At 59.8% G+C, this 16,472-nt stretch carries 9 protein-coding genes, 6 tRNA genes and 3 rRNA genes; all 18 read right to left on the bottom strand.

All coding sequences use genetic code 11. From position 1 onward, the window contains the following. Nucleotides 1–25 precede the first annotated feature (25 nt). The 18 genes from rpoB to QO259_RS00005 all read right to left on the bottom strand — a co-directional run bounded on the left by rpoB (nt 26) and on the right by QO259_RS00005 (nt 15,933). Nucleotides 26–4,102 carry a DNA-directed RNA polymerase subunit beta gene (gene rpoB / locus QO259_RS00090; RefSeq protein WP_285951350.1) on the bottom strand — a complete coding sequence of 1,359 codons (4,077 nt, stop codon included), beginning with the start codon at nt 4,100–4,102 and terminating at the stop codon, nt 26–28. 262 nt (nt 4,103–4,364) lie between these two features. After that, nucleotides 4,365–4,736, bottom strand: a complete 372-nt coding sequence (gene rplL, locus QO259_RS00085; RefSeq protein WP_035470351.1) for a 50S ribosomal protein L7/L12 — start codon at nt 4,734–4,736, stop codon at nt 4,365–4,367. Nucleotides 4,737–4,835: 99 nt separating this feature from the next. Further along, a complete protein-coding gene (gene rplJ, locus QO259_RS00080) occupies nt 4,836–5,339 on the bottom strand; it encodes a 50S ribosomal protein L10 (RefSeq protein WP_035470349.1) in 504 nt (167 codons plus the stop codon). A 267-nt stretch (nt 5,340–5,606) separates the two neighbouring features. Then, nucleotides 5,607–6,299 carry a 50S ribosomal protein L1 gene (gene rplA, locus QO259_RS00075; protein ID WP_035470347.1) on the bottom strand — a complete coding sequence of 231 codons (693 nt, stop codon included), beginning with the start codon at nt 6,297–6,299 and terminating at the stop codon, nt 5,607–5,609. Between the two features lie 2 nt (nt 6,300–6,301). Continuing rightward, nucleotides 6,302–6,733 carry a 50S ribosomal protein L11 gene (gene rplK / locus QO259_RS00070; RefSeq protein WP_035470345.1) on the bottom strand — a complete coding sequence of 144 codons (432 nt, stop codon included), beginning with the start codon at nt 6,731–6,733 and terminating at the stop codon, nt 6,302–6,304. A gap of 123 nt (nt 6,734–6,856) precedes the next feature. Next, complete coding sequence (gene nusG / locus QO259_RS00065) at nt 6,857–7,390, bottom strand: transcription termination/antitermination protein NusG (protein WP_035470343.1); 534 nt, start codon at nt 7,388–7,390, stop codon at nt 6,857–6,859. An 8-nt stretch (nt 7,391–7,398) separates the two neighbouring features. Beyond that, nucleotides 7,399–7,767, bottom strand: a complete 369-nt coding sequence (secE, locus tag QO259_RS00060; protein WP_035470342.1) for a preprotein translocase subunit SecE — start codon at nt 7,765–7,767, stop codon at nt 7,399–7,401. 72 nt (nt 7,768–7,839) lie between these two features. Further along, a tRNA-Trp gene (locus QO259_RS00055) sits at nt 7,840–7,915 on the bottom strand. 148 nt (nt 7,916–8,063) lie between these two features. Beyond that, nucleotides 8,064–8,138, bottom strand: a tRNA-Thr gene (locus QO259_RS00050). Between the two features lie 23 nt (nt 8,139–8,161). Beyond that, a tRNA-Gly gene (locus QO259_RS00045) sits at nt 8,162–8,235 on the bottom strand. A gap of 85 nt (nt 8,236–8,320) precedes the next feature. Further along, nucleotides 8,321–8,404 (bottom strand) — tRNA-Tyr (locus QO259_RS00040). Between the two features lie 152 nt (nt 8,405–8,556). Further along, a complete protein-coding gene (locus tag QO259_RS00035; RefSeq protein ID WP_207037156.1) occupies nt 8,557–9,537 on the bottom strand; it encodes a biotin--[acetyl-CoA-carboxylase] ligase in 981 nt (326 codons plus the stop codon). A 292-nt stretch (nt 9,538–9,829) separates the two neighbouring features. Beyond that, nucleotides 9,830–10,195: a hypothetical protein gene (locus QO259_RS00030; protein WP_285951349.1), complete on the bottom strand. Its 366-nt coding sequence runs from the start codon at nt 10,193–10,195 to the stop codon at nt 9,830–9,832. 318 nt (nt 10,196–10,513) lie between these two features. Then, a 5S ribosomal RNA gene (rrf, locus tag QO259_RS00025) occupies nt 10,514–10,629 on the bottom strand. 159 nt (nt 10,630–10,788) lie between these two features. Continuing rightward, a 23S ribosomal RNA gene (locus QO259_RS00020) occupies nt 10,789–13,677 on the bottom strand. 347 nt (nt 13,678–14,024) lie between these two features. Beyond that, nucleotides 14,025–14,100: transfer RNA gene (locus QO259_RS00015), tRNA-Ala, on the bottom strand. Between the two features lie 121 nt (nt 14,101–14,221). Further along, nucleotides 14,222–14,298, bottom strand: a tRNA-Ile gene (locus QO259_RS00010). A gap of 94 nt (nt 14,299–14,392) precedes the next feature. Further along, nucleotides 14,393–15,933: ribosomal RNA gene (locus QO259_RS00005) — 16S ribosomal RNA — on the bottom strand. The 16S, 23S and 5S rRNA genes sit together here with 2 tRNA genes alongside, the layout of an rRNA operon. Between the last annotated feature and the right edge of the window lie 539 nt (nt 15,934–16,472).

Genomic DNA, 16,472 nt, shown 5'->3' with positions numbered 1-16,472 from the left:
TCGCTATCGATCGACTGTGCCGGTCTTAACTTTCCAATTCGATGTCGATACCCAGCGAGCGGATCTCCTTCACCAGCACGTTGAAGGATTCCGGCATACCGGCCTGCATGGTGTGGTCGCCATCCACGATGCTCTTGTACATCTTGGTACGACCCTCGACGTCATCCGACTTGACGGTGAGCATCTCCTGCAGGGTGTAGGCGGCACCGTAGGCCTCGAGTGCCCACACCTCCATCTCACCGAAGCGCTGACCGCCGAACTGCGCCTTGCCGCCCAGCGGCTGCTGGGTGACCAGCGAGTAGGAGCCGGTGGAACGCGCGTGCATCTTGTCGTCGACCAGGTGGTTGAGCTTGAGCATGTACATGTAGCCCACGGTCACCGGACGGTCGAAGGACTCACCGGTACGCCCGTCGTAGAGCGTCATCTGACCGGAGTCCGGCAGATCGGCGAGACGCAGCAGATGCTTGATCTCGTGCTCCTTGGCACCGTCGAACACCGGGGTGGCGATGGGCACGCCGCCGCGCAGGTTCTTGGCCAGAGTGATGATCTCCTCGTCGTTCAACGAGTCGATATCTTCCTGCCGCGTCTCCTGGGTGTTGTAGACCTGCTTGAGGAACTCGCGGATCTCGCCCACCTGCTGCTCGCGGGCGTCACGCAGCATGCGCTCGATCTTGACCCCGAGGCCACGCGCGGCCATACCCAGGTGGGTCTCGAGAATCTGACCCACGTTCATGCGCGAGGGTACGCCCAGCGGGTTGAGCACCACGTCGACCGGCTCGCCGTTGTCGTCGAACGGCATGTCCTCGATCGGCATGATCGCGGAAATGACACCCTTGTTACCGTGACGACCGGCCATCTTGTCGCCCGGCTGGATGCGACGCTTGACCGCCAGGTAGACCTTGACGATCTTGAGCACGCCCGGGGCCAGATCGTCGCCCTGGGTGAGCTTGCGCTTCTTGTCTTCGAAACGCTCGTCCATCTCCTTGCGACGGTTCTCGAGCTGTTCGTCGGCCTGGGCGAGGAGCTCGTTGAGCGCTTCGTCCTGCAGACGCAGCTTGAACCACTGCTGACGCGGCAGTTCGTCGAGATAGTCGGTGCTGAGGACGTCGCCCTTCTTCAGCTTGGGCCCGCCGTTGACTGCCTGACCGTCGAGGGTACGCTTGAGACGCTCGAAGGTGGCGTCCTCGGCGATACGGTAGGTCTCCTGCAGGTCACGCCGCACTTCGTCGAGCTGCATCTGCTCGATGGAGAGCGCGCGCGAGTCCTTCTCGACGCCGTCGCGGGTGAACACCTGAACGTCGATGACGGTACCGCGCATGCCGGTCGGCGCGCGCAGCGAGGTGTCCTTCACGTCGGAGGCCTTCTCACCGAAGATCGCGCGCAGCAGCTTCTCTTCCGGCGTCAGCTGGGTTTCGCCCTTGGGCGTCACCTTGCCGACCAGGATGTCGCCGGCGCCGACTTCGGCACCGATGTAGACCACGCCCGCTTCGTCCAGCTTGGCCAGCGCCGACTCACCGACGTTGGGGATGTCCGAGGTGATCTCCTCGGCACCCAGCTTGGTGTCGCGGGAGACGCAGGTCAGTTCCTGGATGTGGATGGTGGTGAAGCGATCGTCTTCGACCACGCGCTCGGAGACGAGGATGGAATCCTCGAAGTTGTAGCCGTTCCACGGCATGAACGCGAGACGCATGTTCTGCCCCAGGGCCAGGTCACCCATGTCGACGGACGGACCGTCGGCGAGGATGTCGCCGCGCGCGACGATGTCGCCCGGACGCACGATCGGGCGCTGGTTCTGGCAGGTGTTCTGGTTCGAACGCACGTACTTGGTCAGGTTGTAGATGTCGACCCCGGCTTCGCCGCCGATGATCTCGTCTTCGTTGATCCGGACCACGATACGCTTGGCATCCACCGAGTCGATCACGCCGCCGCGACGGGCCACGGCGCAGACGCCGGAGTCACGCGCCACGAAGCGCTCCATCCCGGTACCCACCAGCGGCTTGTCGGCGCGCAGGGTCGGCACCGCCTGACGCTGCATGTTCGCCCCCATCAGGGCGCGGTTGGCGTCGTCGTGCTCAAGGAACGGGATCAGCGCCGCCGCCACGGAGACGACCTGACGCGGCGACACGTCCATCAGGGTCACCTTGTCCGGTGCCATGAAGGTGGTCTCACCCTTGTGACGCACCTGAACCAGGTCGTCGATCAGCTTGCCCGACTCGTCAACGGTCGCCGAGGCCTGGGCGATGATGAAGTCACCCTCCTCGATCGCCGACAGGTGCACCACGTCGTCGGTGACCTGGCTGTCCACGACCTTACGATACGGCGTCTCGAGGAAGCCGTAGCTGTTGGTCTTGGAGTAGGTCGCCAGCGAGTTGATCAGACCGATGTTCGGACCTTCAGGGGTCTCGATCGGACACAAACGGCCGTAGTGCGTGGCGTGAACGTCACGCACCTCGAAGCCGGCACGCTCACGGGTCAGACCGCCCGGGCCGAGTGCGGAGACACGGCGCTTGTGGGTGACCTCGGAGAGCGGGTTGTTCTGGTCCATGAACTGGGACAGCTGCGAGGAGCCGAAGAACTCCTTGACCGCGGCCGCCACCGGCTTGGCGTTGATCAGATCCTGCGGCATCAGGCCTTCGCTCTCCGCCATGGAGAGGCGCTCCTTGACCGCACGCTCGACGCGCACCAGACCGACGCGGAACTGGTTCTCCGCCATCTCGCCGACGCAGCGGATGCGGCGGTTGCCCAGGTGGTCGATATCGTCGACTTCGCCGAAGCCGTTACGAATGTTGATCAGCTCTTTGAGGACATCGAGGATGTCCTGATTGTCGAGCACGCCGGAGCCGGTGTCGGACTCGCGACGCAGACGACGGTTGAACTTCATCCGGCCGACGCCCGACAGGTCGTAGCGGTCTTCGGTGAAGAACAGGTTGTGGAACAGCGTCTCCGCTGCTTCCTTGGTCGGCGGCTCGCCCGGACGCATCATGCGGTAGATCTCGACCAGCGACTCGAGGGCCGAGCGCGTGGTGTCGATCTTGAGCGTATCGGAGATGAACGAACCGGCGTCCAGATCGTTGGTGTAGAGCGTCTCGAGCTGCGTCACGCCGCCCTGCCCCAGCTTCTCGACCAGCTCGGGGGTCAGTTCGGTGTTGCACTCGCAGATCAACTCGCCGGTCTTGGCGTCTATCTGATCCTTGGCCAGCGTCTTGCCGAACAGGTAGTCCATCGGCACCTGCAGGCGCTCGAGCCCGGCACTCTCCATCTGACGGATGTGCTTCTGGGTGATGCGGCGACCTTCCTCGACGATGACGTTGCCGTCGCTGTCCTTGATGTCGAAGGTCGCGGTGTCACCGCGCAGGCGCGACGGCACCAGCTCCACATAGATGCCATCCGGCTCGATGTGGAAGGTGCTGGTGTCGAAGAAGGTCTCGAGGATCTCCTCGGCGCTCATGCCCAGCGCGCGCAGCAGCACGGTCGCCGGCAGCTTGCGGCGACGGTCGATACGCACGAAGACGTTGTCCTTCGGGTCGAACTCGAAATCCAGCCAGGAGCCGCGGTAAGGAATGATGCGCGCGGAATAAAGCAGCTTCCCGGAGGAGTGGCTCTTGCCCTTGTCGTGATCGAAGAACACGCCCGGCGAACGGTGGAGCTGGGAGACGATGACGCGCTCGGTACCGTTGACGACGAAGGTCCCGTTCTCGGTCATCAGGGGGATCTCCCCCATGTAGACTTCCTGCTCCTTGATGTCCTTGATGGCCTTGTTCGAGGACTCTTTGTCGTAGATGATCAGGCGAACCTTGACCCGCAGCGGTGCCGAATAGGTCACGCCGCGCAGCTGGCACTCCTTGACGTCGAACGCCGGGGTGCCGAAGCGGTAGCTTACGTACTCGAGCGCCGCGTTGCCCGAGAAGCTCTCGATCGGAAAGACGGACTGGAAGGCCGCGTGGAGACCGGTGTCGAGACGCTCTTCCGGCGCCCGGTCCTGCTGGAGGAAGTCGTAATAGGAATCAAGCTGGATGGCCAGCAGGTAGGGCACATCCATTACTTGAGGCAGTTTGCCGAAATCCTTGCGGATGCGTTTTTTCTCAGTGTATGAGTAAGCCATCTGTATTCCCCAGCTTGTTCACCATGGGTGACCGGTGCGTGGTCGGCGCTCCCCAACGGGGGTGACCCCGTTAGGCGCTGACGGCAAGCTGCCCGGAGGGAGCTCGCCGTCGGAATTCGTCTAGTGGCTTTAACCCTGATTCGGGGGGATCCCAAGCCAGGTGGTCTAACGCCAGGCTAGCAACAACAGAAAAAGGCCGGCAGCGGGGAGGCCCGCCACCAGCCGTGGCGCTTACGCAGCGCGTGGAGCCGTGAACACAGAGTTACTTGAGCTCCACGGAGGCGCCAGCTTCTTCCAGCTTCTTCTTGGCTTCTTCGGCGTCGTCCTTGGACAGGCCTTCTTTCAGGGTAGCCGGAGCACCGTCGACGGCGCCTTTGGCTTCCTTCAGACCCAGACCGGTGATTTCGCGGACGACCTTGATGACGTTGACTTTCTTGTCACCGGCAGCGGTCAGAACCAGCGCGAACTCGGTCTGCTCTTCTTCAGCAGCGGCATCACCGCCACCAGGACCAGCGACGACGGCTGCAGCGGCAGACACGCCGAACTTCTCTTCCATTGCAGAGACCAGTTCCGCAACTTCCATCACGGACATTTCAGCAACGGCGTTGATGATGTCTTCTTGAGTCAGTGCCATGTTACCTATTCCTAACTTTGCGGAGCGGCGGCCATGTGGCCTGCCCACTCGATGAGATTCAGTTCAACCTGGCGCAGGCGAATCGGCAGAAGTGTCGGCTCAGGCCGCCTCTTCTTCCTTCTTCGCGCGCAGGGCTGCGAGGGTACGAACCAGCTTGCCGGCAGAAGCTTCCTTCATGACGGACATCAGCTTGGCCAGTGCTTCCTCGTAAGTCGGCAGCGTTGCCAGACGGTCGATATCGGCCGCCGGGATCATCTCGCCTTCGTAGGCCAGCGCTTTGACTTCGAACTCCTTCTGCGTCTTGCCGAACTCCTTGAACAGCCGCGCGGCAGCGCCGGGGTGCTCGTAGGAGAAGGCCAGAAGCGTCGGACCTGCGAAAGTCTCGTTCAGGCACTCCCAGGAAGTGCCTGCCAAAGCGCGGCGTGCCAGGGTGTTGCGGACAACACGAATCTGGACGCCATTCTCGCGAGCCTGTTTGCGCAGATCGGTCATTGCGCTAACGGTCACACCGCGAGAGTCGGCAACTACGACGGAAAGAGCGTCCTTAGCGGCTTCACTGACCTCGGCAACAATCGCTTTCTTGCCTTCGAGTGCTAGTGGCACAGTGGTTACTCCTTCGTGCCGGGGCGACGATGTCGCGACCCGGTGGTTACCATCTCTTCCGCTTCGACTGCGGCGGAAGTCTTGGATGATGGCTGCACACCTGATTCGGCGAGCCACACCATCTGCGCAGGTTTCCATCCGGCAATGCCGGGTGCGGACATTAAGTCGGCAGCTGGCCGACACCTGCGGTCTTTGACGGTGCCCCGCCCCTTTCCGCCTCTCGCGAGACGGCGCACGGGGACCGCAAAGTTACTGCTCGGTGATCGATCACACGTAAGCGCTGTGATCGACGGTCAGACCCGGCCCCATGGTGCTGGAGAGGGTCAGCTTCTTGAGGTAGATACCCTTGGAGGTGCTCGGCTTCAGACGCTTGAGGTCGTTGACCAGCGCTTCCAGGTTGCCCTTGAGCGCGTCGGCGGAGAAGTCGACCTTACCGATAGAGGCATGGATGATGCCGTTCTTGTCGGTACGGAAACGCACCTGACCCGCCTTGGCGTTCTTGACCGCGGTGGCGACGTCCGGCGTCACGGTGCCGACCTTGGGGTTCGGCATCAGGCCGCGCGGACCGAGGATCTGACCCAGCTGGCCGACCACACGCATGGCGTCGGGAGCGGCGATGACGACGTCGAAGTTCAGGTTACCCTTCTTCACGTCCTCGGCCAGATCGTCCATGCCGACGATATCGGCACCGGCTTCCTTGGCGGCGTCAGCGGCGTTGCCCTGGGCGAACACGGCAACGCGCACGTCACGACCGGTACCGTTGGGCAGCACGGTGGCGCCACGCACGACCTGGTCGGATTTACGCGGATCGACGCCCAGATTGATGGCGACTTCCACCGCTTCCTTGAACTTGACGGTCGACAGATCGGACAGCAGGGAGACGGCTTCCTCGAGGGAGTAGACCTTGCCCGGCTCGACCTTCTCGCGAATCATCTGTGCGCGCTTGGAAAGCTTTGCCATGATCAGAGGCCCTCCACGTTGAGGCCCATGCTACGGGCGCTGCCAGCAATGGTACGAACGGCGGCGTCGAGATCGGCAGCCGTCAGATCCGGCTCCTTGGTCTTGGCGATCTCTTCGAGCTGCTCGCGGGTCACGGTGCCGACCTTGGTCTTGTTCGGCACGCCAGAACCGGATTTGATGCCTGCGGCTTTCTTCAGCAGCACGGCAGCCGGCGGCGTCTTGGTGACGAAGGTGAAGCTACGGTCGGAGTAGACCGTGATCACGACCGGCGTCGGCAGGCCCGGCTCGACATCCTGGGTCGCAGCGTTGAACGCCTTGCAGAACTCCATGATGTTGACACCGTGCTGACCCAGCGCGGGACCGACGGGCGGACTCGGGTTGGCCTTGCCAGCTGCGACCTGCAGCTTGATATAGGCCTGGACTTTCTTAGCCATGTGGAACTCCTGTTGGGTATTAGCGCCTTGCGGCTCCCCGGTTTGGCCGGCGCATCACCGGCAACGACAACGCGACGCTTGAATAGCGCCGCGATGAAAAAACGTGTCGACCCAGCCTTCGGCTCAGTCCTTGACCACCTGCACGAACTCGAGCTCGACCGGCGTGGAGCGACCGAAGATCAGCACGCTGACCTGCAGCCGACTCTTCTCGTAATTGACCTCTTCGACCACACCGTTGAAGTCGGCGAACGGGCCATCGACCACACGCACGGTCTCGCCCGGCTCGAACAGCGTCTTGGGACGCGGCTTGTCGGTGCCGTCCTGGACCCGACGCAGGATCGCCTCGGCTTCCTTCGGCGTGATCGGCGCCGGCTTCTCCGGCGTACCGCCGATGAAGCCCATGACGCGCGGCGTCTCGTTGACCAGGTGCCAGGTCTGCTCGTTCATTTCCATCTCGACCAGCACATAGCCGGGATAGAACTTGCGCTCACTCTTGCGGCGCTTGCCGTCGCGCATTTCGACGACCTCTTCGGTCGGCACCAGGATCTCGCCGAACTGATCCTCGACCTCATACAGCTTCACGCGCTCGATGAGCGAGCGCATGACCTGCTTCTCGAACCCGGAATAAGCGTGAACGACGTACCAACGCTTGGACATGAAAACTCCTAGCCAATGATTCCGGACATCGCCCAGCCGAGGACGGTATCGATGAGCCACAGCAGCAGACCGACCACGAGCACTGCAGCGAGGACGATCAGGGTCGTCTGCACGGTTTCCTGACGGGTCGGCCAGACCACGCGCTGAATCTCGCGCTTGGAGCCCTTGGCCAGATCCATCAGCGCCTGCCCCTTGGCGGTGGTGAGCCCCACGGCAGCGGCAGCGGCACACAGAACGACGACACCCAGGACACGATAGAGCAGCGCTTGATCGGCGAACCAGGCATTGCCGCCCACCGCGATGGCAAGCAGCAGCACGACAACGGCCCACTTGAGCGTGTCGTAGCGGGAGACTTGCACCTCGGCGTTGTGCTTCATGAAAACTCCTCAACTCAAGGCGCGATAACCGAACATGACAAGGTATCAAATATGAGCCAGCCTGGGGAAGACTGGCAGGCCAGGAGGGAATCGAACCCCCAACCTGCGGTTTTGGAGACCGCTGCTCTGCCAATTGAGCTACTGGCCTGTATCAAAATATCCGAGAAGCACCCGGAAATTTGGAGGGCGCTATGATAGCGAAGAGAGGAGGGCAAAAGCAACCCCGGGATCTTTTTCTCTCGCCACCAAAAAAGCGAGCCTTCAGCTCGCCTTTCACAGCGTTCGACATCGAGCAATGGAGCTCATGGACGGATTTGAACCGTCGACCTCACCCTTACCAAGGGTGTGCTCTACCCCTGAGCTACATGAGCACTACACCACCACAACCTCGAACTGGAGCGGGTAGCGGGAATCGAACCCGCACCATCAGCTTGGAAGGCTGAGGTTCTACCATTGAACTATACCCGCCTACCCGCTCTGACTCCGATTTGCCGAAGCAGACCGGTTTTACTACCACTTCTTGCTGCCAACAACGCAGCGGCACTGCTAAATCTGGTGGAGGGGGAAGGATTCGAACCTTCGAAGCTTTCGCGGCAGATTTACAGTCTGCTCCCTTTGGCCACTCGGGAACCCCTCCTAGCTGGCGACACATTCTAACCTGTCGCTGATCGATGTCAAGCCTCTGTTTTTACTCGACTAACAGAGCCGAAACCCGATCACCTTGTCTCCAAGGCGGGGCGCATTGTGTCAAAGCGATGGGGTGATTGCAAGCGCGGAACGCATTTTTTGTCAGCGCCCGGGGCGAATACTGATCTCGCCCCCCATCAGCGTGTGATCCCCCTCCGCCGTGGTCACGACCAGATTGCCGCTGGCGTCCACTGCCTTGGCCGTTGCGGGATAGGTCTCCCGCGCCTGAATGACCTTGATCGGCTGGCCGGCAAAGGCGTGGCGCTGATTCCAGCCCGCCTGCCAGGCCGCGAAGCCGCGCTGCTCGAACTGCGGCAACAGCAGCAGCAGCGCATCGATGATGGCGGCAGCGAGACGATTGCGCGAAGGCGCCGGCAGCCTGTCGGCCAGCGCACCGGCGGGCTGACCGGCGGCCTCGCGCCCGGCGGCGCTCAGCGACACGTTTAGCCCGATGCCGATCACCACCTCGCATGGCCCCTCCACGTCGCCGGTCACCTCGAGCAGAATGCCGGCGAGCTTGCGCCACTCTCCGTCGACCGCAATCAGGATGTCGTTGGGCCACTTCAGCGCGATCTCCGCCCCTGCCGCCTCGAGCACCTCTGCCACAGCCACACCGACCGCCAGGCTCAGCCCCTCGAGTGCCCCCACCCCGGCATCGAAACGCCAGCCCAGGGAGAGAATCAGGCTACGCCCCCAACTGGTACTCCACGCCTTGCCACGCCGCCCCCGCCCTGCCGTCTGACTCTCGGCGAGACACACCTCGCCGTGCCCGGCGCCCTGCCGGAAGCGCTCGCGCAGGTAAGTATTGGTGGAGTCGAGCACGTCCTCGACGAACAGTCGCTTGAGATGACGCCGCGGCTCGGCGCTCAGCTGCGCCACGATCGACTTGCCATCCAGCGACTCGATGGCGTCGACAAGCCGATAGCCGCGCCCCTTGACCGCCTCCAGGGGCAGATCCATCGCCTCCAACTTCTTCAGTTGCTTCCAGACCGCGGTGCGCGAGACGCCCAAGCGCTCGCCCAGCTGCTGCCCCGAGTGGAAATCACCATCCCCCAGCAGGCGTATCAGTTCACCGATGCTCATACCGATCGTCCAGCGTAAAAGAGAGCATTCTAACGAAATCGCTCGGCCACCGTTAACGGGCCTTGCTGCCACAGTCTGCCCACCGCCATCCGCCCTACCGCTCCCTTGCACACAAAAAGCCCCGGCGCGGGGGCGGGCCGGGGAAGTGGAGGTGTAGGGCATGGCGCTCGCGTCTGTGGGTATTTTGCGAGAAGCGCCTCTTGAGAGGGGCGTCTTCTGTCCGTGGCGCCTTGTTTGCGAGATGTCTTTCGAGCAAGGCACGAGCGCGACTCGTGCCGGGGCTCAGCGGTCCTCAGTCGAGGCTGGCGAAGCTCACCTCGACGTCGCCTTGGTGGGCAGCGTTGACGTTCTGCAGCGCCTGGGCGGCAGCCACGCTCTGCCCTTGGCCGACCAGGTCGGCGTCACCGGCACGCAGGTGGGTACCGCGCTGGGTCTGCTCGGCGACCTGCACCAGGGCCTGATTGGCCGCAGTGCTATGGCCACCGCTGACCGTATCGACGCTGTAGCGGGTCGGCAGCGCCTTGTAGTCGCTGACCACTTGGGTGTTCAGCGGCTGTTGCAGCGAGGCGAAGGCGGCTTTCTCGGCAGCGCTATTGGCCTGGGCTACGGCCGGCAGAGCGACGATCAGGGCGATGGCGGTAAGAAGACGGGTTTTCATGGTGAACCTCCAATGACTGTCGGGTCTATCGATTCGGGGGTTGGGTCTTGGCCTCAACCGTTGATGACAGTATGGGGGCGCCACTGTTAGCGGGCTAATCGAATACGCTGAAGGCGACTATCACGCGCATCGATGCAAGAACCAAGCCCGTAAAACGGCAACTATCCACAGGCGGTCCTCCCTGGAGCTCGATAAAGGGGATGGGGATAAGTTAAAGGCAGCATGCCTGAGCCGCGTAGCGGGGAAAGGTTTCGAAGGATTCAGGTCCCAGAAACGAGTGAACCCCAGTCTCTGACGAGACTGGGGTTCGGTATAGGTGCCTGACGATGTCCTACTCTCACATGGGGAGACCCCACACTACCATCGGCGCTAAGCGGTTTCACTTCTGAGTTCGGCATGGAATCAGGTGGTTCCCACTCGCTATGGTCGTCAGGCAAAACTGACGTCGACATGAACCTGTGACACGCTTTCACGCGCCAGCTTCACATCGACCAATCTGGATCATGCTGATGATACGTCTCTTGCCTATCCGGCCATTGTCGCGATGTGATCGCGCGACCCCTGTCTGGAGTATCCAGACCCCTTGGGGTTATATGGTCAAGCCTCACGGGGCATTAGTACACGTTAGCTCAACGCCTTGCAGCGCTTCCACACCGTGCCTATCAACCAGCTCGTCTTGCTGGACCCTTTAGGAGACTCGAAGTCTCAGGGAGATCTCATCTTGAAGGGGGCTTCCCGCTTAGATGCCTTCAGCGGTTATCCCGTCCGCACATAGCTACCCGGCAGTGCCACTGGCGTGACAACCGGAACACCAGAGGTGCGTCCACTCCGGTCCTCTCGTACTAGGAGCAGCGCTTCTCAAATCTCCAACGCCCACGGCAGATAGGGACCGAACTGTCTCACGACGTTCTAAACCCAGCTCGCGTACCACTTTAAATGGCGAACAGCCATACCCTTGGGACCGACTTCAGCCCCAGGATGTGATGAGCCGACATCGAGGTGCCAAACACCGCCGTCGATGTGAACTCTTGGGCGGTATCAGCCTGTTATCCCCGGAGTACCTTTTATCCGTTGAGCGATGGCCCTTCCATACAGAACCACCGGATCACTAGAACCTACTTTCGTACCTGCTCGACGTGTCTGTCTCGCAGTTAAGCACCCTTATGCTCTTGCACTCAATGCACGATTTCCAACCGTGCTGAGGGTACCTTCGTGCTCCTCCGTTACTCTTTCGGAGGAGACCGCCCCAGTCAAACTACCCACCACACACTGTCCTTACACCGGATCACGGTGCGAAGTTAGAACGCCAATGATGCCAGGCTGGTATTTCAAGGTTGGCTCCACCGCAACTGGCGTCACGGTTTCCAAGCCTCCCAGCTATCCTACACAAGCAACATCAGCGTCCAGTGTGAAGCTATAGTAAAGGTTCACGGGGTCTTTCCGTCTAGCCGCGGGTACACAGCATCTTCACTGCGATTTCAATTTCACTGAGTCTCGGGTGGAGACAGCGTGGCCATCATTACGCCATTCGTGCAGGTCGGAACTTACCCGACAAGGAATTTCGCTACCTTAGGACCGTTATAGTTACGGCCGCCGTTTACCGGGGCTTCGATCAGGAGCTTCGCTTGCGCTAACACCATCAATTAACCTTCCGGCACCGGGCAGGCGTCACACCCTATACGTCCGCTTACGCGTTAGCAGAGTGCTGTGTTTTTAATAAACAGTTGCAGCCACCTGGTATCTTCGACCGGTTCGCGCTAGGAGAGCGAGTCTCTTCACGCTACGCCGGCGCACCTTCTCCCGAAGTTACGGTGCCATTTTGCCTAGTTCCTTCACCCGAGTTCTCTCAAGCGCCTTGGGATTCTCACCCTGACCACCTGTGTCGGTTTGGGGTACGGTCGCATGTGATCTGAAGCTTAGAGGCTTTTCCTGGAAGCGTGGCATCGATGACTTCCGGACCGTAGTCCGTTCGTCTCGTCTCTCGGCCTTGAGAGCCCGGATTTGCCTAAGCTCTCAGCCTACTGACTTTCACCAGGACAACCAACGCCTGGCTCACCTAGCCTTCTTCGTCCCCCCATCGCAACCACATCCGGTACGGGAATATTGACCCGTTTCCCATCGACTACGCTTTTCAGCCTCGCCTTAGGGGCCGACTCACTCTGCTCCGATTGACGTAGAACAGAAACCCTTGGTCTTCCGGCGGGGGAGGTTTTCACTCCCCTTGTCGTTACTCATGTCAGCATTCGCACTCGTGATACCTCCAGCATGCTTCTCAACACACCTTCGCAGGCTTACACGACGCTCCTCTACCGCTCATCCAGAGGATGAACCCGTAGCTTCGGCATCTGGTTTGAGCCCCGTTACATCTTCCGCGCAGGCCGACTCGACTAGTGAGCTATTACGCTTTCTTTAAAGGATGGCTGCTTCTAAGCCAACCTCCTAGCTGTCTATGCCTTCCCACATCGTTTCCCACTTAACCAGAATTTGGGGGCCTTAGCTGACGGTCTGGGTTGTTTCCCTTTTCACGACGGACGTTAGCACCCGCCGTGTGTCTCCCACGCTCTACTCACCGGTATTCGGAGTTTGCCTCGGGTTGGTAACCCGGGATGGGCCCCTAGCCGAAACAGTGCTCTACCCCCGGCGGTAATACGTGAGGCGCTACCTAAATAGCTTTCGAGGAGAACCAGCTATCTCCGAGCTTGATTAGCCTTTCACTCCGATCCACAGCTCATCCGAATCTTTTTCAACAGATCCCGGTTCGGGCCTCCAGTCAGTGTTACCTGACCTTCACCCTGGCCATGGATAGATCGCCCGGTTTCGGGTCTATATCCAGCGACTGGTCGCCCAGTTAAGACTCGATTTCTCTACGCCTCCCCTATACGGTTAAGCTCGCCACTGAATATAAGTCGCTGACCCATTATACAAAAGGTACGCGGTCACAGAACGAGTCTGCTCCCACTGCTTGTACGCACACGGTTTCAGGATCTATTTCACTCCCCTCTCCGGGGTTCTTTTCGCCTTTCCCTCACGGTACTGGTTCACTATCGGTCAGCCAGGAGTATTTAGCCTTGGAGGATGGTCCCCCCATGTTCAGTCAAGGTTTCACGTGCCCCGACCTACTCGATTTCACAGGATCAGGTTTTCGACTACGGGGCTATCACCCGCTATGGCCGGACTTTCCAGACCGTTCGTCTAACCAGTCACCTGCTTAAGGGCTACTCCCCGTTCGCTCGCCGCTACTGGGGGAATCTCGGTTGATTTCTTTTCCTCGGGGTACTTAGATGTTTCAGTTCCCCCGGTTCGCTTCCCAACACCTATGGATTCAGTGTGGGATACCCAGCTTATGCTGGGTGGGTTTCCCCATTCGGACATGCCCGGGTCACAGGTTGTTTGCCACCTCACCGAGCCTTTTCGCAGGCTACAACGTCCTTCATCGCCTCTGGCTGCCAAGGCATCCACCGTGTGCGCTTAATCGCTTGACCATATAACCCGAAGGAGTCTGGTCGCGCGATCACAACGACAATTGCCGGATACGCTTGAGACGTATCACTTTTCGCTCTTCGCCATTCCAACTACGAATGGTGAAGAACTGTCAGCATGATCCACATTGTTAAAGAGCGTTTAGAGCAGAAGCTCTAAGCGATCGACTCGGTCGCGGTTCGCGACGAAGCGGATGGCTTAGAACTCGGTGACTGTGTGGCGCGAGCCAACGGGGAACGATTTGGTGGAGCCAAGCGGGATCGAAGTCGTGCGCGACCCCGGTCTGACCACCTGACGTGCAAGGCAGGTGCTCTCCCAGCTGAGCTTCTTCAGCACTTTCCGAAAACAGTGGTGGAGCCAAGCGGGATCGAACCGCTGACCTCCTGCGTGCAAGGCAGGCGCTCTCCCAGCTGAGCTATGGCCCCATGACAAGTACAGATTTAAGGGTAACCCTTGAACCTGTTTAAATTCGATTCAGGCGAGGCGAAGAAGCGCGACGTGTAGCCTGCTACACGAGTGTTTCTTCAACGATGCATCAATCGAATTTGGTGGGTCTGGGCAGACTCGAACTGCCGACCTCACCCTTATCAGGGGTGCGCTCTAACCAACTGAGCTACAGACCCGGCTTTACCACTGGGTCCGTGACCCAAACAGTCATTGCTCTTGGTCGATCAGGTAATTGATTGTGAGCGCTTATCTCGCGATCCGCTAATCGTTTAAGGAGGTGATCCAGCCGCAGGTTCCCCTACGGCTACCTTGTTACGACTTCACCCCAGTCATGAACCACACCGTGGTGATCGCTCCCCCGAAGGTTAAGCTAACCACTTCTGGTGCAGTCCACTCCCATGGTGTGACGGGCGGTGTGTACAAGGCCCGGGAACGTATTCACCGTGACATTCTGATTCACGATTACTAGCGATTCCGACTTCACGGAGTCGAGTTGCAGACTCCGATCCGGACTGAGGCCGGCTTTCTGGGATTCGCTCCACCTCGCGGTCTCGCAACCCTTTGTACCGGCCATTGTAGCACGTGTGTAGCCCTACCCGTAAGGGCCATGATGACTTGACGTCGTCCCCACCTTCCTCCGGTTTGTCACCGGCAGTCTCCTTAGAGTTCCCACCATTACGTGCTGGCAAATAAGGACAAGGGTTGCGCTCGTTACGGGACTTAACCCAACATTTCACAACACGAGCTGACGACAGCCATGCAGCACCTGTCTCAGAGTTCCCGAAGGCACCAAGGCATCTCTGCCAAGTTCTCTGGATGTCAAGGGTAGGTAAGGTTCTTCGCGTTGCATCGAATTAAACCACATGCTCCACCGCTTGTGCGGGCCCCCGTCAATTCATTTGAGTTTTAACCTTGCGGCCGTACTCCCCAGGCGGTCGACTTATCGCGTTAACTGCGCCACTAAGTCCTTAAAGGTCCCAACGGCTAGTCGACATCGTTTACGGCGTGGACTACCAGGGTATCTAATCCTGTTTGCTACCCACGCTTTCGCACCTCAGTGTCAGTGTCAGGCCAGAAGGCCGCCTTCGCCACTGGTATTCCTCCCGATCTCTACGCATTTCACCGCTACACCGGGAATTCTACCTTCCTCTCCTGCACTCTAGTCTGGCCGTTCCGGATGCCGTTCCCAGGTTGAGCCCGGGGCTTTCACAACCGGCGTGCCAAACCACCTACGCGCGCTTTACGCCCAGTAATTCCGATTAACGCTCGCACCCTCCGTATTACCGCGGCTGCTGGCACGGAGTTAGCCGGTGCTTCTTCTGCGAGTGATGTCCTTCTTGACGGGTATTAGCCGCCAAGCCTTCTTCCTCGCTGAAAGTGCTTTACAACCCGAGGGCCTTCTTCACACACGCGGCATGGCTGGATCAGGCTTGCGCCCATTGTCCAATATTCCCCACTGCTGCCTCCCGTAGGAGTCTGGGCCGTGTCTCAGTCCCAGTGTGGCTGATCATCCTCTCAGACCAGCTACGGATCGTCGCCTTGGTGAGCCATTACCTCACCAACCAGCTAATCCGACATAGGCTCATCCGATAGCGCAAGGTCCGAAGAGCCCCTGCTTTCTCCCGTAGGACGTATGCGGTATTAGCCTGGGTTTCCCCAGGTTATCCCCCACTACCGGGCAGATTCCTATGCATTACTCACCCGTCCGCCGCTCGCCACCAGGGAGCAAGCTCCCCGTGCTGCCGCTCGACTTGCATGTGTTAGGCCTGCCGCCAGCGTTCAATCTGAGCCATGATCAAACTCTTCAGTTAAAAGTCTGATAGTCCTTACCTCTTCTCTGCCCGAAGACAGAAGAAGCGAAGCGGACCAAACTTGGTTCAAGGTCAAACGAATCTTAGACGAGTCGCTTGCCTTGATATGCTGTGACTGGCGTCACGCAAGACAAGCGCCCACATCAATTACCTGATCGATTGTTAAAGAGCGTCCTTACTTGAAGTCTCGTCTCACGTAGAGTGCCGAGCCTTCTGCCGTGACCCGAAAGTCACTCAAGTGCTTGTCAGCGCTTGCTTTCTGGGTCGCCGTAAGGAGAGGCGTATTTTAAGGATCTTGGCGAAGATGTCAACGTCTTTCTTGTCGATTCTTGCCCGGTTCACGTTGCTGCCTGAGAACCGATCCTGGAAAAGCGAGGGGCGTATTCTGCTGCCCCCGAGGCTAAGTGTCAATCGATTTTTTCAATCTTTTCAACAGCTTAGCTAGCTTTCCTGCTGCCTCCGAGAACCTGTCTCGGCGTCAGCGGATGCGTACTTTACGGATCTCCCCCGGCATTGGCAAGGGGAAATGTCGAAAAAGT

This window comes from Salinicola sp. JS01 (assembly GCF_030284585.1).
Lineage (GTDB): Bacteria > Pseudomonadota > Gammaproteobacteria > Pseudomonadales > Halomonadaceae > Salinicola.
The sequence above is the reverse complement of the archived record's forward strand: the minus strand, read 5'-3'. Positions and strand labels throughout refer to the sequence as shown.